Raw genomic sequence first — 20,461 nt, forward strand, 5'->3', positions numbered from 1 at the left:
CAACCTGGAAGACACCGAAGCCAAGATGAGCGCGCGGGACGTTTCCGTGTTCTATGGCGACAAGCAGGCGATCGACAATGTCTCGATCGACATCCCGACCAAGTACGTCACGGCCTTCATCGGCCCTTCGGGCTGCGGCAAGTCGACCTTCCTGCGCACGCTCAACCGCATGAACGACACGATCCCCTCGGCCCGGGTCGAAGGGGAGATCCTGCTCGACGGCGACGACATCTACCGTTCGAAGATGGACGTCGTGCAGCTGCGCGCGCGGGTGGGCATGGTGTTCCAGAAACCGAACCCGTTCCCCAAGTCGATCTACGAGAACATCGCCTATGGCCCGCGGATTCACGGCCTGGCCGAAGGGAAGCAGGAACTCGATGCCATCGTCGAGACTTCTCTCCAGCGTGCCGGGTTGTGGAACGAGGTGAAGGACAGGCTGGACGACAGCGGAACCGCGCTTTCGGGCGGGCAGCAGCAGCGGCTGTGCATCGCCCGCGCGATCGCGGTGGACCCCGAAGTCATCCTGATGGACGAGCCCTGTTCCGCGCTCGACCCGATCGCGACCGCCAAGATCGAGGAGCTGATCGACGAGCTCAATGGCCGCTATGCCATCGTGATCGTCACCCACTCGATGCAGCAGGCGGCGCGCGTGTCGCAGCGCACGGCCTTCTTCCACCTCGGAAAGATGGTGGAATACGGCCGGACATCTGACATATTCACCAATCCGCTCGAAGAGCGGACCAAGGATTACATCACGGGCAGGTACGGTTGATGACCGAGCATACAGTCAAGGCATTCGACGAAGACATCACCCGTCTGCGCGGCCTGATCGCCGAGATGGGCGGCCTGGCCGAAGTGGCGGTGCAGAATGCCATGGACGCGCTGGTCAAGGGCGACGACGCGCTCGCGAAGAAGATCATCGAGGGCGACAAGAAGATCGACGCGCTCGAATCGGAAGTGGACAAGCTGGCCGTGCGGGTGATCGCCCTGCGCGCGCCGATGGCGGACGACCTGCGCGAAGTGATCGCCGCGCTCAAGATCGCCGGCGTGGTCGAGCGGATCGGCGACTATTCGAAGGCCATCGCCAAGGCGAGCCGCGAGATCGCGGACCGCAAGCGGTTCGAACCGCTGACCCTGCTGCCGGCGATGGGCGAGCTCGCGGCCGAAATGGTGCACGACGTGCTGACCGCCTATGGCGCGCGCGATGCCGCCCTCGCGCGCGAGGTGATCGCGGCCGATCGCAAGGTCGATAATTTCTACAACTCGATTTTCCGCAATCTCGTCAGCCACATGGTGGAAAATCCTTCGACGATCTCGACCGCCGCGCAGCTGCTGTTCGTGGCGCGGAACATCGAGCGGATCGGCGACCACGCGACCAACGTGGCCGAGATGGTCCACTTCGCCGCGACCGGGACTTACCCGGTCGACGACGATTTGTGACATTCCTGTCGTCAAAGTGAAATAATAGCGGTGTCTTGATTTGGTCATGACCACCGCAACGCTCCTCCTCGTCGAAGACGACCCCGCGCTCTCGGAACTTCTCGAGTATCGTTTCGCCAACGAAGGCTATCGCGTGCGCGCGACCGCCGACGGGGACGAGGCCCTCGTCCTCGCGGCGGAGGAAGTGCCCGACCTCGTCATCCTCGACTGGATGGTGGAAGGGACCAGCGGGATCGAGGTCTGCCGCCGCCTGCGCCGCGACAAGGCGACCGCGCACGTCCCGATCATCATGCTGACCGCGCGCGAGGCGGAGGACGACCGCATCCGCGGGCTCGAAACCGGTGCGGACGACTACGTAACCAAGCCGTTCTCCCCCCGCGAGCTGCTGGCCCGCGTCGCGGCCGTGCTGCGCCGCATCCGCCCCGCGCTTGCCGGCGAGACGATCGAGGTCGGCGACATCAAGCTCGACCCCGTGGCGCACAAGGTCATCCGCCGCGGCCAGAACCTGCAAATGGGCCCGACCGAATACCGCCTGCTCAAGTTCTTCATGGAAAGCCCGGGCCGGGTGTTCAGCCGCAACCAGCTGCTCGACGGGGTCTGGGGGACCGGCAGCGATATCGAGCTGCGCACGGTGGACGTGCACATCCGCCGCCTGCGCAAGGCGCTGGAACTGCCGAACGCGCCCGACCCGATCCGCACGGTGCGTTCGGCCGGCTACGCCTTCGAAGCGGTCTGAACCGGGCCGAGAGGCGGGGACACGCACGCCCCCGCCGCCTGCCCCCCGTCGCCAGCCCCCGCCGCCGCCAGCCTCCGCCGCGCGGTTGCGTCAGCGCAGGCTGACGACGTTGTCGCTGGTCGGGATCACACGGTCGCCGCGATAGAGGCTCGCCATCGGCTCGTCCGACACGACGATCTGCTCGGCATTGCCGAACCCGTTGAACCCGGTCTTCATCGCCGCGCCATAGGCGCCGATCATGCCGATCTCGATATAGTCGCCCGCCTGGATGTCTCCCGGCAGCGCGAACGGCCCCTTCATGTAGTCGGCATCGTCGCAGGTCGGCCCGTAGAACGCGAAATCCTGCACCGGATCGCGCAAATCCTCGGCCAGCGCCGCGACCGGGAACCGCCAGTCGACATGCGCCGCGTCGAACAGCGCGCCATAGGCGCCGTCGTTGATGTAGAGCTCGTCCCCCCGGCGCTTCTCCACCCGCACGACGACCGACGAGTATTCGGCGCAGAGCGCGCGGCCCGGCTCGCACCACAGCTCCGCGTTGTAGGCGATCGGCAGGTTCTCGAAGTGGCGGTGGATGACCTCGAAATAGTCCTCCAGCGGCGGCGGCTCCATGTCGGGGTAGAGCGAGGGAAACCCGCCCCCCACGTCGACCACGTCGATCACCACGCTCGCTTCGGCCACGGCCACGCGCACGCGTTCCAGCGCCTGGACATAGGCGAAGGGCGTCATCGCCTGGCTGCCGACGTGGAAACACAGGCCCAGCCAGTCGCAGTGCTGGCGCGTCGCCTGGAGCAGCGGCGCGGCATCGGCAAGGTCCACGCCGAACTTCGACGCCAGGCTCAGTTCCGAATAGTCGGAGCTGACCCGCAGCCGCACGAGCAGGCGCAGGTCCTTCGCCGGGCGGCCGGCATCGTCGGTGCAGGCGGCGACGATCTTCTCCAGTTCCTCGATCGTGTCGAGGCTGAAGGTCTTCACCCCGTGTTCGAAGTAGGCCTCGCGAATGGCGCGCGGCGTCTTCACCGGGTGCATGAAGCACAGCGTCGCCTGCGGCAGCGCCGCGCGCACCAGGCGCACTTCCGCGATCGAGGCCACGTCGTAATGCGTGATCCCGCCCGCCCAGAGGACCTTGAGCAGGTCGGGCGAAGGATTGGCCTTCACCGCGTAGAGCGACTTGCCGGGAAACTTCTCGACGAAGAAACGCGCGGCGCGCTCCGCGGCATGCGGGCGATTGAGGATAACCGGTTCGTCCGGCGCAAGTGCGCGAACTACAGACCGGGCGTCAGGATGGATGTGCAACTCAAGGGACCCCCAAACGGTTAAGTTCGAACGAGGCTGCCTTGCGGTCAGGAAGTCCCCTTGGGGCAGCGGGGTGCGCCTATAAGCCTCGCAGCGTGAACCGCAAGTGAAAACTCGCGCCTCGCGATGCAAGTTCCGGTCGGACGAAACGGGCGCGCGGCAGGACGGTTCGTGCCGCGCGCCCGCTGCCGTGTCACTCGCCGATAAGGGTCTGGACCACGCTGGGCGCCAGGCCCAGCAGAACCAGCACGTTCGCGCGCAGGTTCGCCATCGTGATCCCGTGGTCGAGCACGACGTAGCGGGTCACGCCGATCGTCCCGCTCTGGTCGCGCCAGGTGTTGACCGCGGCCTGGGCCAGGTTGGCCCGCAGCAGGCGTTCGTCGGCGATGCTGGCATCGGCGTCGAAGCGGATCTGTACCATCACCCCCTGGCACCCGGCCACATCGCCCACGTTGCAGGCGGTGCCGATCAGAAGGTAATTGGTCCCGCTCTCCGTCTGGGCAGCGACGCTGACCGGGCCGTAGTTGCCTTCCTGCGCCACCGTGTGGCCGAGTTGGCCGACCACGGCCTTCAGGTCATCGACGTCGACGGCCTTGACCACGCGCGTGGCGGAATAGTCCTGGGCCGCGGCAGGTGCGGCGGCGCCCAGCGCGCCCGCGGCCATGGCCGCGGCGGCGGTGAATGAAAACAGTTTACGCATGGTATTCCCCCCTTCTTCTTCAGGATCGGCGCCCCGACGGGCGGGCCGTGGGCCGGCCGGGCGCCGGCGGTTTCCCCCAAACGGGCCCGGTCAGCTCAACCGGTCGCGAAAGTCCTCGTAGCCGAAGCTCCGCACTTGTTCGAGGGCGTCGGTCTCACTGTCCCAGAGCCAGATGGACGGCAGCTGAACCCCGTTGAAGGTGTTGGTTTTCACCATCGAGTAATGCGCCTGGTCGAGGAAGGCGATTCGCCGGCCCGGCTCGCACGGCACCGGCAGGCGATAGTCGCCGATCACGTCCCCGGCGAGGCACGACGGACCGCCCAGGCGCACCGGCTCGCCCGCCCCCGCCGCGCCTTCCCCCAGCATGGCCGGGCGATAGGGCGCCTCGATCACGTCGGGCATGTGGCAGGTGGCCGAAACGTCGAGCGTCGCCAGCTCCATCCCGTTCCAGTGCGAATCGAGGATCGTGCCGACGAGGATGCCCGCGTCGAGCGCCACGGCCTCGCCCGGTTCGAGGTAGATTTCCGCCCCGGTGTCCTCGCGCGCGTCGCGCAGGAATTCGATCAGCTCCTCGCGCTGGTAATCGGCGCGGGTGATATGGTGCCCGCCGCCCATGTTGATCCACTTGAGCTGGCCGAACCATGGCTCGATCGCGTCGAACACCTTGTCCCACGTCCGTTCCAGCGGCTCGAAATCCTGTTCGCACAAGTTGTGGAAGTGGATACCGTCCACCCGCTCCATGATCTCGCGCGTGAGCTGGTCGATCGGGAAGCCGAGCCGCGATCCGGGGGACGACGGATCGTACCGCGGCACCTCGCCGGTCGGCACCTGCGGGTTGATCCGCAGGCCGACGTCGAAATCCTGCCCCCCGGCGCGCGCGTGGTCGAGGATCAGCGCCGCGCGTTCGAGCTGCGCCGGGGTGTTGAAGATGACGTGGTCGGAAAGGCGGCAGATCTCCTCCAGCTCTTCCGGCTTGTAGGCGGCCGAATAGGTCGCGATCTCGCCGTCGTAGAACTCGCCCGCCAGCCGCGCTTCCCACAGGCCCGAGGTGCAGACCCCGTCGAGGTATTCGCCCACGATCGGCGCGACCGACCACATCGAGAACGCCTTGAGCGCGGCGAGCACCTTGATCTCCGCCGCGTCGCGGATATCGGCCAGCACCTGGAGATTGGCGCGCAGCTTCGCCGCGTCCACCACGAAGGCGGGGCTGTCCACCCGGTCGAGGTCGAAATGCGCGAAGGCGCCCGGATCGCCGGCCCTTGTTTCCATCGTGCTGTCTGGCTCCGCTTGCTTGGCTGTCTGCGTGGTGGCGCGAAAGGCGCCGGGCCTAGAAGGGCACCGGCCCGTCCAGCTCCTTCACGTTCCACGGCAGGCCCTGGTCGCCCAGCATGTCGAGGAAGGGATCGGGATCGAACTGTTCCATGTTGAACACGCCCTCCCCGCGCCAGGCGCCCTGGAGCATCATCGCCGAACCGACCATCGCGGGCACGCCGGTGGTATAGCTGACCGCCTGGTTGCCGGTTTCCTCGTAAGCGTCCTCGTGGTCGCAGATATTGTTGATGTAGAACGTCTTTTCGCCCGACCCGTCGAGCGCCTCGCCGGTCGCGATCACGCCGATATTGGTCTTGCCCTTGGTCGTTTCGCCCAGCGTTTCGGGCTTGGGCAGGACCGCGGCGAGGAACTGCAGCGGGATGATGTCCGTGCCCTGGTACTTGACCGGGTCGATCCGCGTCATGCCCACGTTCTGCAGCACGGTCAGGTGCTTGATGTATTCGTCGCCGAACGTCATCCAGAAGCGCGCGCGTTCCAGCTCCGGGTTGAACCTGGCGAGGCTTTCCAGCTCCTCGTGATACATCATGTACATGTTCTTGGGGCCCACGCCCTCGAACTCGAACTCGACCTTCTCGGCCATGGCCGGGGTCTCGACCCACTTGCCGTTTTCCCAGTGGCGCGCGGGCGCGGTCACTTCGCGGATATTGATTTCCGGGTTGAAATTGGTCGCGAAATGCTGGCCGTGGTCGCCGCCGTTGCAGTCGAGGATGTCGAGCTGGCGGATCGTCTTCAGCTTGTGCTTCTTCAGCCACATCGCGAACACGCTGGTGACCCCGGGATCGAACCCGCTGCCCAGAAGGGCCATGATCCCGGCCTCCCTGAACCGGTCGTGATAGGCCCACTGCCACTTGTATTCGAACTTCGCCTCGTCCTTCGGTTCGTAATTGGCAGTGTCGAGGTAATCGACCCCGGCCTCGAGGCAGGCGTCCATGATCGGCAGGTCCTGGTAGGGCAGGGCCAGGTTGACCACCAGGCTCGGCTCCAGCTTGCGGATCAGGTTGACCATCGCCGGCACTTCCTCGGCGTCGATCTCGTACGTCGCCACGTCCTGCCCGGTGCGCTGCTTCACGCTCTCGGCGATCGCGTCGCATTTCGACCGGGTGCGGCTGGCGAGGTGGATCTGGCTGAAGATGTCGGGATTCATCGCCATCTTGTGGACGCAGACCGAGCTTACCCCGCCCGCCCCGATTACCAGCACTTTCGACATAACTGCTCCAATCTCGTGACCGAAGGGCCCGCGCCGGGCCCGTGGATAATGCCTGCCCACATAGGGGAATGCGCCGCCATCGCAATACGATCCGAAATCGGTTTCCTACCCGGCCGCGATCGGGCATGGACCGGCCGATGTCCCGCCCGCGCCCCCTTCCCCGCCATGCTCGCCCGCGCTTGCGCCGGGCCGGTATCGCGCGCCGCGAACGGCGCGGTTTTTTAACTCCAGGACAGTGTAACATGCGGTCCATGTCCAACACGCAAGGGGCCGCCCGGTGACGGCCCCTGCCCCCTTCTCCCCCGCCCCGAATCGCGCGCCCGCGCGTGCCCCCGGGCGCCCCGGCGTACTGCGCGCGGCGGAGGCCGTGGCCGCGATCCTTCCCCCCACCCCCATGCTGCCGGTCGAAGTCGCCGGCACGCGGATCTGGGCCAAGGCGGAGATGCTGCAGCCGGTCGGCGCGTTCAAGATCCGCGGCGCGTGGCACCGGCTGAGCGCGATGGACGAAGCCGAGCGCGCACGCGGCGTGGTCGCCGTGTCGAGCGGGAACCACGCGCAGGGGATCGCCTGGGCGGCCCGGCGGCTGGGCATTGCCGCGACGATCGTGATGCCGCGCGACGCGCCCTCGGTGAAGCTGGAGGCGACGCGGGCGCTGGGGGCGGAGGTCGTCTTGTACGAGCGGCCGGGCGAGGATCGCGACGAAGTCGCCGCGCGCGAGGTGGAGCGGCGCGGCGCGGTTCTGGTCCATGCCTTCGCCGATCCCTGGGTGATCGAGGGGCAGGGAAGCGCCGGGATCGAGATCGCCGTGCAACTGGGGCGCACGCCGTCGCGCATCGTCGCCCCCTGCGGCGGCGGCGGGTTGAGCGCCGGGCTCGCCCTCGCCTGCCCCGAGGCGCGCATCCACCCGGTCGAGCCGGAAGGGTGGGACATGGTCGGGCGCAGCCTCGAAGCGGGCGCGCTCGTGCGCGCCGGCGACGATGCGCCAAAGACGATCTGCGACGCCTTGCAACCGACCGCGAGCGCGCCGGTCAACCTGGCCGTGCTGCACGGCCGCAGCGAACCGGGCGTGACCGTCAGCGACGAGGAAGTGCGCGCCGCGCAGCGGTTCGCCTTCGCCCGCCTGCGGCTGGTGGTCGAACCCGGCGGGGCCGCCGCGCTCGCCGCCGTCATGGCCGGGAAAGTGCCGGTGGACGACCACAGCGTCGTCATGCTGACCGGCGGCAACTGCGACCCGCAGCGCTTCGCCGAGACGCTGGCCGGCGGCTGAACCCGCCCTTCGCGCAAACCGTCACACGGCGGACATGCAGGGCCCCTACCCGCCAGGCAGGTTCATCAGCGGGAAGCGGGCGACATGGCGGTTCAGGCAAGGCGCATCATCGACGATGCGGTGGTGCGCAAGGCGGCGCGACCGGGGGAGAAGCTGCTCGACCGGGCTTTCGCCTTCGCGTTCAAGGGGCTGGTCTATCCCCAGATATGGGAAGACCCGGTGGTGGACATGGAAGGCCTGGCGATCGAGCGCGACAGCCGCATCGTCTGCATTGCCAGCGGCGGGTGCAACGCCCTGTCCTACCTCGTGGCGGACCCGGCTGCGGTCGTCGCGGTGGACCTCAATCGCGCCCACGTCGCGCTCGGCCGGCTGAAGGCGGCGGCGATCCGCCACCTGCCGACCTACGAGCGCTTCCGCCGCTTCGTCGCCGAGGCGGACCACCACGAGAACCGCGAAGTCTACGACAGCCTGATCGCGCCCAACCTCGACCCGGAAAGCCGGCGCTACTGGGAAAGCCGCGATGCCACCGGCCGGCGGCGGATCGGCCACTTCACCCGCGGCATCTACCGCCAGGGCCTGCTCGGCGGCTTCATCGGCGTCGCGCACCTGCTCGCCCGGCTCTACCGGATCGACCTGTCACGCGTGCTCGCCGCCGAGACGCTGGAGGAACAGCGCGCGGTGTTCGAGCGCGAACTGGCCCCGGTCTTCGATCGCCGCTTCGTCCGCTGGCTCACCGATCACCCGGCCTCGCTCTTCGGCCTCGGCATTCCGCCCGCGCAATACGCGGCGCTGGCAGGCGGCGAACGCATGGCCGCGGTCCTGCGCCGGCGGCTGGAGAAGCTGGCCTGCGGCTTCGCCGTGGCGGACAATTACTTCGCCTGGCAGGCTTTCGGCCGGGCTTACGATCGCCGACCGGAAGCCGCCCTTCCCCCCTACCTGCAGCGGGCCAACTGGACGGCGATGCGCGAACGGATCGGCCGGCTGGACGTGCGCAACGCGAACATGGAGCACCACCTGGGACAGGCCGACGCGACCAGCCACGATCGCTATCTCCTGCTCGACGCGCAGGACTGGATGGACGACGCGCAGCTCAACGCTCTCTGGGCCCAGATCACGCGCACCGCGCGGCCGGGCGCGCGCGTGCTGTTCCGCACGGCCGCCGAGCCGAGCCTGCTGCCGGGACGCCTCGCGCCGGACCTGCTCGATCGCTGGACCTATCGCGAGGCGCTGTCCGCCGATCTCACCGCGCGCGACCGGTCCTCGATCTACGGCGGCGTCCACCTCTACGAGCTGGCCTGATGCGGGGCGGCGCCGGCCCCGCGGCAGGTTCCGACCATGCCGCGCTGATGGACCGGGTCTATCGCGGGCAACGGCACATCTACGACCTGACGCGCAAGTACTACCTGCTCGGCCGCGACGAGCTGATCGCCGGCCTCGATTGCCGACCGGGCGACACGGTGCTGGAGATCGCCTGCGGCACAGGGCGCAACCTGGCGAAAGTGGCGCGGGCATGGCCGGGCACCGAACTCCACGGGATCGACATCTCGCGCGAAATGCTGCGTTCGGCCGAACGGACGCTGGGCGACGACGCGGTGCTCGCCGCCGCCGATGCCTGCGGCTTCGACCCGCAGGAGGCGCTCGGCCGCGCGCAGTTCGACCGGGTGATCCTGTCGTACTCGCTCTCGATGATCCCCGACTGGCAACGGGCGCTGGAACACGCCGCCGGCCTGCTCGCGCCGTTCGGATCGCTGCACGTCGTCGATTTCGGCGATCTCGGCGGCCTCCCCGGCCCGATTGCCGGTGCCTTCAGGGCCTGGCTCGCGCGGTTCCACGTCGCACCGCGAGCCGACCTGGCCCCGGTGACAGAGCGAATCGCGGCAGAGCGCGCCCTCGCCGTTCGCCACCGGCGCGGGCGCTACGGCTACTGGCAGCACGCCACGCTCTCGCGCCTCTAGGTTCGCCGCCTCCGGGTTTGACAAGGGCCCGCGCCCGACGCAATCTCCGCCGCAATTCGCCGGGGGAGGGAAATCGATGCAGGCACAAATACTGGCGCCCGCCGCCGCACTGGTGGTCTGGACGCTCGTCATGCTGTTCTGGATGGCGATGACCCGCATGCCGGCGCTCAGGAAGCTGGGCGGCCTCGGCAAGGCAAAGGCCGGGGGCCGCGGGCAGGATCTGGAAGGGGTGATCGACGATCGGATCAACTGGAAATCGCACAATTACACCCACCTGCACGAACAGCCGACCCTGTTCTACGCCGTGATCGCGATCCTCGCGATCCTTGGGCCGCAGGCGCACGATGTCCTGTTCGCCTGGGCCTACGTCGCGATCCGGGTCGTCCACTCGATCTGGCAGGCGACGGTCAACAAGGTCTCCGTGCGGTTCCTGCTTTTCCTCTTGTCCACTGCCTGCCTGATCGTGCTGGCGGTACGCGCCCTCGCGCTGGCGCTGAATTATTGAAATCGGAGTAGACTGATGATCGGGATGACCATTCTCCAGCCCCTCGTCGCGCTCATGGCATGGACCATGGTCATGTGGCTGTGGATGTACGTGACGCGGATTCCGGCGATGAGCCGGGCCAATATCGACACCAGCGACCTGACCGGCGGGACGGGCAAGGACCTCGACGGCGTCGTGCCCGACCGCGTCCAGTGGAAGGCGCACAATTACAACCACCTGCACGAAGCGCCCACGGTGTTCTACGCCGTCGGCCTGGCGCTGGCCCTGGTCGGACAGGGCGACGGCATGAACGCGCTGATCGCCTGGATCTACGTCGGCCTGCGGGTGATCCACTCGCTGGTGCAGGCGACGGCGAACAAGGTCATGGTCCGCTTCGTGCTCTTCGCGCTGTCGAGCATCGCGCTGATCGCGCTGATCGTGAACGCGGCGGTGACGATCTTCGAAATCGGCTGACCGGCCGCCGGGCCGCGGCGCGCCGGCCGGCCGGTTACTCCGCGGCTTCGGCCTCTTCCTTCGCGAATTCCAGCGTCGCCAGGAAACGCTCGGCGTCGAGCGCGGCCATGCACCCGGTGCCCGCGGCGGTCACCGCCTGGCGATAGGTGTGGTCCATCACGTCGCCGCAGGCGAACACGCCCGGCACCGCGGTCTTCGGCGTGCCGGGTTCGACCAGCAGGTAACCGCTCTCGTCCATCGCCAGCTTGCCCTTGAACAGCTCGGTCGCCGGCGCGTGGCCGATCGCGACGAAGGCCCCGTCCACCTCGAGGTTGGATGTCTCCCCCGTGACGGTGTCGCGAAGCACGAGATGGGTCAGCCCGCCGCCGGCCGGATCGCCCTCGAACCGCTCGACGGTCTTGTTCCACATGGTCGAGATCTTGTCCGACTTGAACAGGCGTTCCTGCAGGATCTTCTCCGCCCGCAATTCGTCGCGGCGGTGGACCAGCGTCACGTCGTCGGAGTGGTTGGTGAGATAGAGCGCCTCTTCCACCGCGGTGTTTCCGCCGCCGATCACGGCCACTTTCTTGCCGCGATAGAAGAACCCGTCGCAGGTGGCGCAGGCCGAAACGCCCTTGCCGCCCAGTTCCTGTTCGCCGGGAACGCCGAGCCACTTGGCCGAGGCGCCGGTCGCGATCACCAGCGTATCGCCGATGTACTCGTCGCCGCTGTCGCCGACGGCGCGGAACGGGGGGCCGTTCTCGATATCGACCGAGACGATCGTGTCCCACATCATCCGCGTGCCGACATGTTCGGCCTGGGCCTGCATTTCCTGCATCAGCCACGGCCCCTGGATCACGTCCTTGAAACCGGGATAGTTCTCGACGTCGGTGGTGATCGTCAGCTGGCCGCCGGGCTGCAGCCCCTGCACCACGATCGGTTCCATCATCGCGCGGGCGCCGTAAATCGCCGCGGACAGCCCCGCCGGGCCGGAACCTACGATCAGCATCTTGGTGCGGTGGGTAGCCATCGGAACCTTTCCATCTGTTCAGGGCAGACCGGGGAAGTGGGTCACCCCTCGGTCAAATGCAAGCGCAGCGCCTCGCGCGCCGCCGCGTCCACCCCCAGCACATCGGCGAGGAAGGCGTCGAGCGAACCGTGCGCGTCCTCCACAGCTTCGCGCATGACATGCAGGTACCGCGCGTCGACGCCCATCAGCACTCGGATCGTGTCGTCGTCGATCGCGCCGTACCTGGCCCGGATCGTTTCCCCGCCGGCCGCAATTCGCGCCTCGATATTGCCGGCGCTGTTGGTCAGGAGGAAATCGTCCATCGCGTCGTCCTCGTGAACGCCCAGGGCGTGGTGCAGCAGGGCGACCGCCATGCCCGTGCGATCCTTGCCCGCCAGGCAATGGACCAGGCTCGCCCCTTCCCCCCGCGCGAGCGCGGCGAAATACTGCCGCATGACCCACAGGACGGGCGTGCGCCGGGGCAGGTTGCGATAGATCCGCTCCATCGCCCGGTGCGCCCCTTCCACGGTCAGGACGCCGTCGGCTGCTTCCACATGGGGGGCGAGATTGGCGGTTTCGCCATCGAAGGCGATCACTTCCCCGCAGAAGCGCTCGCCGCGGCGGCAGGGATATGTGCTGCGCTCGCTCGCGCCGCGAAAATCGATCACGTGGCGAAGGGCGAGCCGGTCGATGATGGCGAGATCGGCGTCGGTCGCGCCGACGTGCTGGCCCGATCGGAACAGCAGCCCGCGCTTGACGCGCGTACCGCCGGCCGCCGGATAGCCGCCGTAATCCCGGAAATTGTGAACACCCTCGAGGGCGACGACGCGATCATGCTCCATGGCGCCTGCCTGCCATGGCCCCGGCGGCGGCACAAGCGCCGGCCGGCGGGCGCAGGGCGGCCGGGCTTCAGTCGTCCTGGCCGATCGCCGCAAGGTCGCCGGTAAACAGCTCGGTCCAACGCTGGACGTTATCTTCGCGCACCGTCTCGATCATCGCCTCCCAGCGCGCCTTGCGCTCCTCCAGCGGCATGTCGAGCGCCATCTGGATGGCCTGCGCGACATCGTCGGGGCTGTGCGGGTTGACCAGGACGGCGTCGGTCAGCTGGCGCGCCGCCCCGGCGAAACGCGAGAGGATCAGGACGCCGGGATCTTCCGGGTCCTGCGCGGCGACGTATTCCTTGGCCACCAGGTTCATGCCGTCGCGCAGCGGGGTGACGAGCCCGATCTTCGCCGCGCGGTAGAACCCGCAGAGTTCGGCCAGCGAATGGCCCTTGTTGACGTAACGGATCGGCACCAGGTCGACTTCGGACCGGGCCCCGTTGATCTGCCCCGCCTTCTGTTCCAGCGTGGCGCGGATGCGCTGGTAGGATTCGACATCCTCGCGACTGGGCGGCGCGATCTGGATGAAAACCACGTCGCGCACCCGCTGCGGGTGGTGATCGAAGAAACGGCTGATGCCGTCGAGCCGTTCGGGCAGCCCCTTCGAATAGTCGAGCCGATCGACCCCGATCATCGCGGTCCGCCGCCGCGTGCTCGAGAGCAGCCGCTGCCCCGCCTGCCGTGCCTCGCCGCTGTCGGCCTGCTCCATCAGGTGCTCGTAATCGATCCCGATCGGATAGGCTTTCGCGTGGGTGACCCGCCCGTCAAAGGCGATCCGGCCGGTTTCCTCGTCAACTTCGGCGCCCAGCTCCTTGCGGCAATAGTGGCAGAAGCTTTCCAGCCACTCGTCGGTCTGGAACCCGATCAGGTCGTATTCCAGCATCGTGCGCACCAACCGCTCGTGATAGGGTAGCGACACGAACAGGCGCGTGGGCGGCCAGGGCGTATGCAGGAAGAAGCCCATGCGGTTCGTCAGCCCCCGTTCGCGCAGCCGCGCGCCCAGCGGAAGCAGGTGATAGTCGTGCACCCAGACGAGGTCGTCGCGATCGACCAGCGGCGCGACGCTTTCCGCGAACCGCTCGTTCACGCGCTCGTAGCCCTTGCCGGTCTCGCGCTCGTACTGCGTCAGGTCGAGGCGGAAGTGGAACAGCGGCCACAACGTCGAATTGGCGTAGCCGTTGTAGTATTCCTCGATATCCTGGTGGCCGAGATCGACGGTCGCGGTCGTCACCCCTTCGTGCCGCTGCAGGTTGATATTGCCGGTGAACTCCTCGCACTCCTGGCCGGACCAGCCGAACCAGATACCTCCGTGCTTCTTGAGCGCGGCATTGAGTGCGCCGGCCAGCCCGCCCTGGGCACCGGCAGCGCCGCGCGCCTTGGGGACGGCAACGCGATTCGAGATGACGATCAGACGGCTTATCGGACTTCGCTCCACGGTTTGGACAACAGGCCGGCGCAGTTGATTATCCCTACAAGCGAGTAGGTCTGGGGGAAGTTCCCCCACAATTCGCCGCTTTCGAAATCGATGTCTTCCGACAGCATTCCCGAGGCCGTGCGATGGCTCAGCATCGTGTCGAACAGCACGCGGGCCTCCTCGTCGCGGCCGGCCATGTGCAGCGCCTCGATCAGCCAGAAGGTGCAGACGTTGAAAGCGGTTTCGGGCAGGCCGAAATCGTCTTCGCTGTCATATCGCAGCATGTGTTCGCCGCGGCGCAAGGCCTTCTCGACCGCGGCGAAAGTGCTCTGGAAACGCGGGTCGTCCGGTTGCAGGAAGCGCAGTTCGACCATCTGCAGCAGGCTGGCGTCGAGGTAGTCGCTTTCGAAGCTGGCGCCGAAGTGGCCGTCGCCGCCGTCGTCGACCCACGCCTCGCGCTCGATCTTCTCGCGGATCGCCTGGGCCCGCTCGCGCCACAGCGCGTGGCGATCGTCCTTGCCGAGATGCGCGGCGACATTGGCGAGCCGGTCGCAGGCGGCCCAGCACATGACCGCGGAATAGGTGTGCACTTCCTGCCGGGTGCGAAATTCCCACAGGCCGGCGTCGGGCTGGTCGTGCATCTTCCACGCCATCTCGCCCACTTTCTCGAGGCTGGCGAAATCGCGGTCGTCCGCCATGCGCAGCAGGCGGCGGTCGAAGAACGCCTGTGCGGTCGGCATGACGATCTGGCCATAACAGTCGTGCTGAACCTGGAAATAGGCGGCATTGCCCACGCGGACCGGGCCCTGCCCGCGATAGCCGGCGAGGTGCGCGGCGGTGGTTTCGTCCAGCTCGCTGTCGCCCATGACCGAATAGAGCGGCTGGATCTGCCCGCCGCGGGCCGAATCGATGATGTTGCGCAGGTAGGCCAGATATTTCTCGAGAACGTCGAGCGCGCCGATCCGGTTCAGGGCCTGGACGGTGAAATAGGAATCGCGGATCCAGCAGAACCGGTAATCCCAGTTGCGCTCGCTATGTGGCGCCTCGGGGATCGAGGTGGTCAGCGCGGCGACGATCGCGCCCGTTTCCTCGTGCTGGCAGAGCTTGAGCGCGATCGCGCAGCGGATCACGTCGTCCTGCCATTCCAGCGGGATGTGCAGCCCGCGGACCCACAGGGTCCAGTACTTGCGCGTCTGTTCCTCCATCTGGCGAAGCTGGGCGCGCAAGTTGCCGGAAAACGGCTCGTCCGGGCCGAGGAAGAAATGCTGGTCGCTTTCGACCCTGAAGACCCGGCCCGACAGGACGTGCCCGATCGGGGCGTCGGTGCTCAACCGTATGGCCTGCGGGCTGACGAGGTAGCGCACGTGATTGGTGCCATTGGTGGTCTCGGCCACATGCGCGCCATATCCGCGCATCGGCCGCAGGACGACCCTCATCCGCGGGGCCCCGGCCAGGGGGCGCACGATGCGGACCCAGGCGACCGGGCGGTACATGCGCCCCGACCGCTCGAAACGGGGGCAGAAGTCGCGGATCTCGACCGCGCTCCCGTCCTCCGCCTCCAGCCGGGTCACCAGGATCGGGGTATTGCGTTCGTAATGCTGGGTGGCCGAAACCTGCCCTTCGAGCTCGAAGCGCCATTCGCCCACGTCGTGACAATCGTCGTTCATCAGCGAACAGAAGATCGGGTCGCCATCGACCCGCGGCACGCATCCCCAGACGAGCGCGCCGCGCCGGTCGATCAGCCCGCTGACCTGGCAATTGCCGACAGGCCAAAGCTCGAGCGAGGTCTGTTGGTTCGCAGTCAAAGATCCAGCCAATCGTAGACGGAGGGAACGTCGGGCAGCCGGTACCGGGCCGCCGTGGGTGTGCGGTCGCCGACGATGATGCCGAAGCCGCCCGCCTCGGCGCAAGCCGCCATGCCATCTTCGTCGGTGACATCGTCGCCGATGAAGACCGGCAGCGATCCGGCAAAGGGCCGGTGGCGGAGGAATTCGCGCACCGCCCCGCCCTTGTCAGCCCCGGGCTGGGTCAACTCGACGACGCCCTTGCCCCGCTTCACCGCGAGATCGTGATCGCCCGCGACCTCCCGCGCGAAAGCGAGGGCCTGCTCGCCCTTGGCAGGCGCCGACCGGAAGTGCAGCGCCGCGCCGTGCGTCTTGGTCTCCAGCGCGAGGCCGAGTTCGTGCGCCCCGCGGTGCAGGGCGTCGAACGCCGCCTGCGGCAAGGTCCGGGCAGCTTCGCCCAGTTCGCGCCCGTCCGCCGCCCGCCGGGCCGCGCCGTGCGATCCGGCGCAGGCGAGCCCGTCCACCGGGCAATGCCCGGCCAGGTCTTCGAGCGAGCGGCCGGTGACAAGCGCGAGGCGCCCGTCGAGCCGCTGCCCCAGCATCTGCAGGCTGTCCGCCAGCCGCCGGGGCACCGCGATGCCACCGGGCGTGGCGGCGATTTCCACCAGCGTGCCGTCGAAGTCGAGAAAAAGCGCGAGCGGGCACTCGTCCATCAGCCGCGCAAGCGGGGGCGGCGGGGGAAGATCGTTGGCTCCGTCCATCCGCGCCGCGTCTTAGCTCCGCGCTCTGCAAGGTCAAACCCGAATACGATTTCCTTTCGGCACCGCCGGGGTTGCATTCCCGCCAACATCGCGTAACGCGTCATGCGAATGCTTCGCAATAGCGGCGAATCAGGAAATCTCGACAAGCAGGTGGGACAATGAAATCAGCAGTGATCGTAATGTGCGGCGCGTCGGCGCTGGCGCTTTCGCAGGCCGGCGCGGCCTCGGCGAAGGAATCGGGCGCGGACGAAGCCGGCGCGCAGCAAGCCGACGCACCGGCCGCGAAGGCGGAAAGCGGTGACGAACAGATCGTCGTGACCGCAGAGCGGCAGGCGATCCAGGCGCTCGGTTCCACCACGATCACCTCCGAGATGCTGGCCGAGCTTCCCCCGGTCAACGATCTCGCCGACATCATCCGCCGCCAGCCCGGGATCAACCTCACCGGCGCAGGCTCCGCCGGGACCTACGGCAACAACCGGCAGATCGACATTCGCGGGATGGGGCCGGAAAACACCCTGATCCTGGTGGACGGGAAGCCCGTCGCTTCCCGCAACTCGGTTCGCATGGGCCGCGACGGGGAGCGCAACTCGCGCGGCGACACCAACTGGGTGCCGGCCGAAGAGGTCGAGCGGATCGAGATCCTGCGCGGCCCCGCCGCGGCCCGTTACGGCTCCGGCGCGGCGGGCGGCGTGATCAACATCGTCACCAAGAGCCCGGCGGACGAATTTCGCGGCTCTCTTACCGGCTACGTGCTCGTGCCCGAGGACACGCGCGAAAGCGATACCAGGCGGGTGAACTTCTCGCTCGCCGGCCCGGTCGCCGGCAGCCTCGGCTTCCGCCTCTACGGCAATTACAGCAAGACGGGCGGGGACGATCCGCTGCTCAATGCCGAGGCCGCCGACGTCGAGGACGGCCTGGTCCCGCCCGGCGGCCGCGAAGGAGTCGAGAACAAGGACCTGAGCGCCCTCCTCCGCTGGGAGCCGGGCGACGTCCACCGGTTCGACCTCGAAGGAGGTTTCAGCCGCCAGGGCAACGAGTACGCCGGCGAATACCGGCTGAGCGGCGGCGCCGCCAGCCCGAACACCGCCGCCCTGATCGGCGAGGAAACCAATATCCTCAAGCGCTATACCGGCAGCGCCGGCTATCGCGGCAGGTACGGCTTCGGCGAGCTGGAGGCGCTGGGGCAGTACGAGGAGACGCATAACCGCCGCCTCAACGAGGGGCTGGCCGGCGGCGGCGAGGGGACGATCAACACCACCACGGAGTTTTCGACCGCGACCCTGCGCAACTGGTATGCCCAGGCGACGCTGGACGTGCCCTTCGCGACCGGCGCGGTGCAGCACGTGGTGACGACCGGGATCGAGTACAGGTACGAATATCTCGACGATCCCTACGCCGTGTCGAACAGCGCGGGTATCGACCTGCCCGGTATCGACAACCCGCAGATGCGCGACACGCAGAGCGATGCCAGCACTTACGCGGCCTATGTCGAAAGCAACATGGTCTGGGGCCCGGTCACGATGACGCCGGCGATCCGGTTCGATCGGCACAGCACGTTCGGCAGCAACTGGTCGCCCAGCCTTGGCGTTTCCTACCAGGTCACGCCCAGCGTGGTGATCAAGGGTGGCATTGCGCGGGCCTTCAAGGCGCCCAACCTTTACCAGTCGAACCCGAACTACCTCTACTACACGCGCGGCCGGGGATGCCCCAATGCCTTCCCCAGCCTCGGCGGGGGCTGTTTCGTCCAGGGGAACGCGGACCTCGAGCCGGAAACCAGCGTGAACAAGGAAATCGGGATCGCCTTCCGCCCGAACGGCTGGAATGTCAGCGCGACCTACTTCCGCAACGACTACGACCAGAAGATCATCGCCAACAACGAACCGGTCGGGACCGCCCCGTACAACGGCCAGCCGGCCCGCATCTTCCAGTGGTACAATACCGGCGAGGCGATCGTGGAAGGGATCGAGGGCAATGTCCTGGTCCCCTTCGCGCGCAACCTCGTCCTCAGCACCAACGTCACCTACATGATCCGCAACGAGGATCGCGAGACGGGGCGCCTGCTGTCGGTGATCCCCGAGTACACGATCAACTCGACGCTCGACTGGGAGCTGAACGACGCGGTCAAGCTGATCGCCACCTTCACCCGCTATGGCAAGCAGGTGCCCAACGCGGTCCTCTACAGCGGGGACGAGCCGACCGAGGAACAGTTGCAGCCGCGCGATCCCTACAATCTCGTGTCGCTGAACATGATTTTCCAGGCGGCCGAGCGCCTGCGCTTCAGCCTCGGCGTGAACAACCTGTTCGACGAGCGGCTCTATCGCGCCAGTTCCAACAACGGCGCAGGCGCCAACAACTACAACGAGCCGGGCCGCGCGTTCTTCGTCCAGACCAACCTGCGGTTCTGATTACGGCCAGAATGCCTCCGCCCGCGCCCGTCGCGCGGGCGGGGGCGGAGGCGCTCAGGCGCGGCGCAGCGCGAGCCGCAGGGCCGCAAGCGCGCCGCCGCCCAGCGCGAGCGCGCTCGCGAGATAGGGGGCGGCGGGGAACAGCGCGTAGAGGGCCGTCCCGGCGAGCGGCCCGGCCACGATGCCGAGCCCCTGCGCCATCGCGACCGAGCCTGCCGCTGCCCCCTGTTCGCCGGGATCGACACTGTTCGCCGCGAGCGCCGGGACCGCGGGATAGACCATCCCCATGCCCGCGGCGGCAAAGCCATAGGCGGCCCAGAGCATGAACGGCGTCGTCGCGGCGGCGGTTGCGGCAAAGCCGGCCGCGGCCAGCGCGGCGCCGGTCGCGACCAGGCGCAGCGGCGACCAGTCGAGCTTCTGCATCAGGGTCTGGGTCGTCACCAGCGCCAGGCCGACCACGGCAAGCGCCGTTCCCGCCGCGGCGGCGGCTGCCGCCGGGTCCAGCCCCAGCCGGTCGATCGCGAAGAAACCGACCACGACTTGCGCGATGGCAACGGCGAAAGCGGCGAGGAAACCGAAAACCATGGCCGGCCGCAGGCGCGGGTCGGACAGGCGCGGCGCCGGGCGCGGCCGCGCGTCCCCGGGCGTCTCGGCCGGCAGCGCGACCCAGAGCAGGGCGAGCGCGAAGAGCGGCAGGGCGGCAGTGACATAGAGCGGCAGTTGCAGGCTCCAGCCCGCAAGCAGCCCGGCAAACCCGGGGCCGACCATCAGGCCGGCGGAACTGGCGGCGCCGATCGCGGCCATGCTCTTCGCCCGCCCTTCCGGCCGGACGGTGTCGGCCACGACGGCCCCGGCAACCACCGGCACCGCGGCGTAGAACGTTCCCATCGCCGCGCGGCCAATGGCGATCCCGGCAAAGGCGGCCGCGGCCGGCAAGGCGAAGTGACGCGCCGCCTCGATGAACAGGGCCAGCGCCAGGTACGACAGGCAGAACCCCGCCAGCCCCAGCAGGAGCACCGGCCGGCGCCCCGCTCGGTCGCTGCGCACGCCCCACACGCGCGCCATGACCATCCAGGCAACCCCGGCTATCGCCATGGCAACACCGAGGTGCCATGGCTCGAGCGACAGGACGTGCGCCAGGGGCCCTGCCACGGCCACGAAGGCCATGATCCCCACCGTGCCGGTAAAGGCCGCCAGCATGAGCGGCACGAGTGTCGCCCGGCTTGCGGCGGGGGCCTGGCCCGGCGTCGGTTCGGTCATGTCGGCACTCCCTTTTCCAGCGGGCCAGACCTTGCGGATCGCGGCGCCGAAATCAAATGCCGGTGTTGCTATTGCGAGGC

19 protein-coding genes are annotated in these 20,461 nt (G+C 68.0%); 9 read left to right on the plus strand and 10 right to left on the minus strand.

Translation table 11 applies throughout. From position 1 onward, the window contains the following. The first annotated feature begins 25 nt into the window (after positions 1-25). The 3 genes from pstB to phoB are packed head-to-tail and all read left to right on the plus strand — an operon-like array spanning position 26 to position 2,176. Positions 26-772: a phosphate ABC transporter ATP-binding protein PstB gene (gene pstB / locus T8T98_RS07475; RefSeq protein WP_237486888.1), complete on the plus strand. Its 747-nt coding sequence runs from the start codon at positions 26-28 to the stop codon at positions 770-772. Then, positions 772-1,440, plus strand: coding sequence for a phosphate signaling complex protein PhoU (gene phoU / locus T8T98_RS07480; RefSeq protein ID WP_201784030.1), 669 nt, complete (start codon positions 772-774; stop codon positions 1,438-1,440). Before pstB ends, phoU begins: the two co-directional genes overlap by 1 nt. Before the next feature lie 46 nt (positions 1,441-1,486). Beyond that, positions 1,487-2,176 (plus strand): phosphate regulon transcriptional regulator PhoB, encoded by a 690-nt coding sequence (gene phoB, locus T8T98_RS07485; RefSeq protein WP_160732994.1) that lies wholly within the window; start codon positions 1,487-1,489, stop codon positions 2,174-2,176. Positions 2,177-2,266: 90 nt separating this feature from the next. On the opposite strand, the gene T8T98_RS07490 is transcribed toward phoB, so the two are convergent. From T8T98_RS07490 to T8T98_RS07505, 4 genes are all read right to left on the minus strand, one after another. Further along, entirely contained in the window at positions 2,267-3,469 is a 1,203-nt protein-coding gene (locus tag T8T98_RS07490) for a type III PLP-dependent enzyme domain-containing protein (RefSeq protein WP_160732995.1), read from the minus strand. A gap of 193 nt (positions 3,470-3,662) precedes the next feature. Then, a complete protein-coding gene (locus tag T8T98_RS07495; protein ID WP_160732996.1) occupies positions 3,663-4,169 on the minus strand; it encodes a YbjN domain-containing protein in 507 nt (168 codons plus the stop codon). A gap of 90 nt (positions 4,170-4,259) precedes the next feature. Further along, positions 4,260-5,438 carry a carboxynorspermidine decarboxylase gene (locus T8T98_RS07500; protein WP_251105563.1) on the minus strand — a complete coding sequence of 393 codons (1,179 nt, stop codon included), beginning with the start codon at positions 5,436-5,438 and terminating at the stop codon, positions 4,260-4,262. Between the two features lie 58 nt (positions 5,439-5,496). Then, positions 5,497-6,708 carry a saccharopine dehydrogenase family protein gene (locus tag T8T98_RS07505; RefSeq protein ID WP_251105562.1) on the minus strand — a complete coding sequence of 404 codons (1,212 nt, stop codon included), beginning with the start codon at positions 6,706-6,708 and terminating at the stop codon, positions 5,497-5,499. A 277-nt stretch (positions 6,709-6,985) separates the two neighbouring features. On the opposite strand from T8T98_RS07505, the gene T8T98_RS07510 reads away from it, so the two are divergent. The 5 genes from T8T98_RS07510 to T8T98_RS07530 all read left to right on the plus strand — a co-directional run bounded on the left by T8T98_RS07510 (position 6,986) and on the right by T8T98_RS07530 (position 10,888). Beyond that, entirely contained in the window at positions 6,986-7,975 is a 990-nt protein-coding gene (locus T8T98_RS07510) for a threonine ammonia-lyase (RefSeq protein ID WP_251105561.1), read from the plus strand. An 84-nt stretch (positions 7,976-8,059) separates the two neighbouring features. After that, positions 8,060-9,274: a DUF3419 family protein gene (locus T8T98_RS07515; protein WP_251105560.1), complete on the plus strand. Its 1,215-nt coding sequence runs from the start codon at positions 8,060-8,062 to the stop codon at positions 9,272-9,274. Next, entirely contained in the window at positions 9,274-9,930 is a 657-nt protein-coding gene (locus tag T8T98_RS07520) for a class I SAM-dependent methyltransferase (RefSeq protein ID WP_251105559.1), read from the plus strand. The genes T8T98_RS07515 and T8T98_RS07520 overlap by 1 nt, the downstream gene beginning before the upstream one ends. Before the next feature lie 76 nt (positions 9,931-10,006). Continuing rightward, on the plus strand, positions 10,007-10,435 hold the full coding sequence (locus tag T8T98_RS07525) for an MAPEG family protein (RefSeq protein ID WP_251105558.1): 429 nt from the start codon (positions 10,007-10,009) through the stop codon (positions 10,433-10,435). Positions 10,436-10,450: 15 nt separating this feature from the next. Further along, on the plus strand, positions 10,451-10,888 hold the full coding sequence (locus T8T98_RS07530; RefSeq protein ID WP_251105557.1) for an MAPEG family protein: 438 nt from the start codon (positions 10,451-10,453) through the stop codon (positions 10,886-10,888). 34 nt (positions 10,889-10,922) lie between these two features. Here the strand turns inward: T8T98_RS07530 and trxB are convergent, their stop codons facing one another. The 5 genes from trxB to otsB form a co-directional block, all read right to left on the minus strand. Continuing rightward, the gene (trxB, locus tag T8T98_RS07535) at positions 10,923-11,897 is read right to left on the minus strand and encodes a thioredoxin-disulfide reductase (protein WP_251105556.1); all 975 of its coding nucleotides are present in this window, start codon (positions 11,895-11,897) and stop codon (positions 10,923-10,925) included. A 41-nt stretch (positions 11,898-11,938) separates the two neighbouring features. After that, a complete protein-coding gene (locus T8T98_RS07540) occupies positions 11,939-12,718 on the minus strand; it encodes a tyrosine-protein phosphatase (RefSeq protein ID WP_160733004.1) in 780 nt (259 codons plus the stop codon). 67 nt (positions 12,719-12,785) lie between these two features. Continuing rightward, positions 12,786-14,177 (minus strand): alpha,alpha-trehalose-phosphate synthase (UDP-forming), encoded by a 1,392-nt coding sequence (otsA, locus tag T8T98_RS07545; protein WP_160733236.1) that lies wholly within the window; start codon positions 14,175-14,177, stop codon positions 12,786-12,788. Beyond that, on the minus strand, positions 14,174-15,976 hold the full coding sequence (locus tag T8T98_RS07550) for a glycoside hydrolase family 15 protein (protein ID WP_322295884.1): 1,803 nt from the start codon (positions 15,974-15,976) through the stop codon (positions 14,174-14,176). The genes otsA and T8T98_RS07550 overlap by 4 nt, the downstream gene beginning before the upstream one ends. Next, on the minus strand, positions 15,973-16,716 hold the full coding sequence (otsB, locus tag T8T98_RS07555; protein WP_251105554.1) for a trehalose-phosphatase: 744 nt from the start codon (positions 16,714-16,716) through the stop codon (positions 15,973-15,975). The genes T8T98_RS07550 and otsB overlap by 4 nt, the downstream gene beginning before the upstream one ends. Before the next feature lie 158 nt (positions 16,717-16,874). Here otsB and T8T98_RS07560 point away from each other — a divergent pair, with 158 nt between their 5' ends. Continuing rightward, complete coding sequence (locus T8T98_RS07560) at positions 16,875-19,121, plus strand: FepA family TonB-dependent siderophore receptor (RefSeq protein ID WP_251105553.1); 2,247 nt, start codon at positions 16,875-16,877, stop codon at positions 19,119-19,121. Between the two features lie 54 nt (positions 19,122-19,175). Here T8T98_RS07560 and T8T98_RS07565 read toward each other — a convergent pair whose 3' ends face one another. Next, a complete protein-coding gene (locus T8T98_RS07565; protein ID WP_251105552.1) occupies positions 19,176-20,381 on the minus strand; it encodes an MFS transporter in 1,206 nt (401 codons plus the stop codon). Between the last annotated feature and the right edge of the window lie 80 nt (positions 20,382-20,461).

Origin of the sequence: Pelagerythrobacter marinus (genome assembly GCF_034375205.1) — a bacterium.
Taxonomy (GTDB): Bacteria; Pseudomonadota; Alphaproteobacteria; order Sphingomonadales; family Sphingomonadaceae; genus Pelagerythrobacter; species Pelagerythrobacter marinus.

Excerpts from the sequence above, each read along its gene's own strand:
- trxB (WP_251105556.1), bottom strand. The coding sequence starts at position 11,897 with ATGGCTACCCACCGCACCAAGATGCTGATCGTAGGTTCCGGCCCGGCG.
- phoB (WP_160732994.1), top strand. The coding sequence starts at position 1,487 with ATGACCACCGCAACGCTCCTCCTCGTCGAAGACGACCCCGCGCTCTCG.
- T8T98_RS07515 (WP_251105560.1), top strand. The coding sequence starts at position 8,060 with ATGGCGGTTCAGGCAAGGCGCATCATCGACGATGCGGTGGTGCGCAAG.
- phoU (WP_201784030.1), top strand. The coding sequence starts at position 772 with ATGACCGAGCATACAGTCAAGGCATTCGACGAAGACATCACCCGTCTG.
- T8T98_RS07505 (WP_251105562.1), bottom strand. The coding sequence starts at position 6,708 with ATGTCGAAAGTGCTGGTAATCGGGGCGGGCGGGGTAAGCTCGGTCTGC.
- T8T98_RS07540 (WP_160733004.1), bottom strand. The coding sequence starts at position 12,718 with ATGGAGCATGATCGCGTCGTCGCCCTCGAGGGTGTTCACAATTTCCGG.
- T8T98_RS07560 (WP_251105553.1), top strand. The coding sequence starts at position 16,875 with ATGAAATCAGCAGTGATCGTAATGTGCGGCGCGTCGGCGCTGGCGCTT.
- otsB (WP_251105554.1), bottom strand. The coding sequence starts at position 16,716 with ATGGACGGAGCCAACGATCTTCCCCCGCCGCCCCCGCTTGCGCGGCTG.
- T8T98_RS07495 (WP_160732996.1), bottom strand. The coding sequence starts at position 4,169 with ATGCGTAAACTGTTTTCATTCACCGCCGCCGCGGCCATGGCCGCGGGC.
- T8T98_RS07530 (WP_251105557.1), top strand. The coding sequence starts at position 10,451 with ATGATCGGGATGACCATTCTCCAGCCCCTCGTCGCGCTCATGGCATGG.
- pstB (WP_237486888.1), top strand. The coding sequence starts at position 26 with ATGAGCGCGCGGGACGTTTCCGTGTTCTATGGCGACAAGCAGGCGATC.
- T8T98_RS07525 (WP_251105558.1), top strand. The coding sequence starts at position 10,007 with ATGCAGGCACAAATACTGGCGCCCGCCGCCGCACTGGTGGTCTGGACG.
- T8T98_RS07520 (WP_251105559.1), top strand. The coding sequence starts at position 9,274 with ATGCGGGGCGGCGCCGGCCCCGCGGCAGGTTCCGACCATGCCGCGCTG.
- T8T98_RS07500 (WP_251105563.1), bottom strand. The coding sequence starts at position 5,438 with ATGGAAACAAGGGCCGGCGATCCGGGCGCCTTCGCGCATTTCGACCTC.
- T8T98_RS07565 (WP_251105552.1), bottom strand. The coding sequence starts at position 20,381 with ATGACCGAACCGACGCCGGGCCAGGCCCCCGCCGCAAGCCGGGCGACA.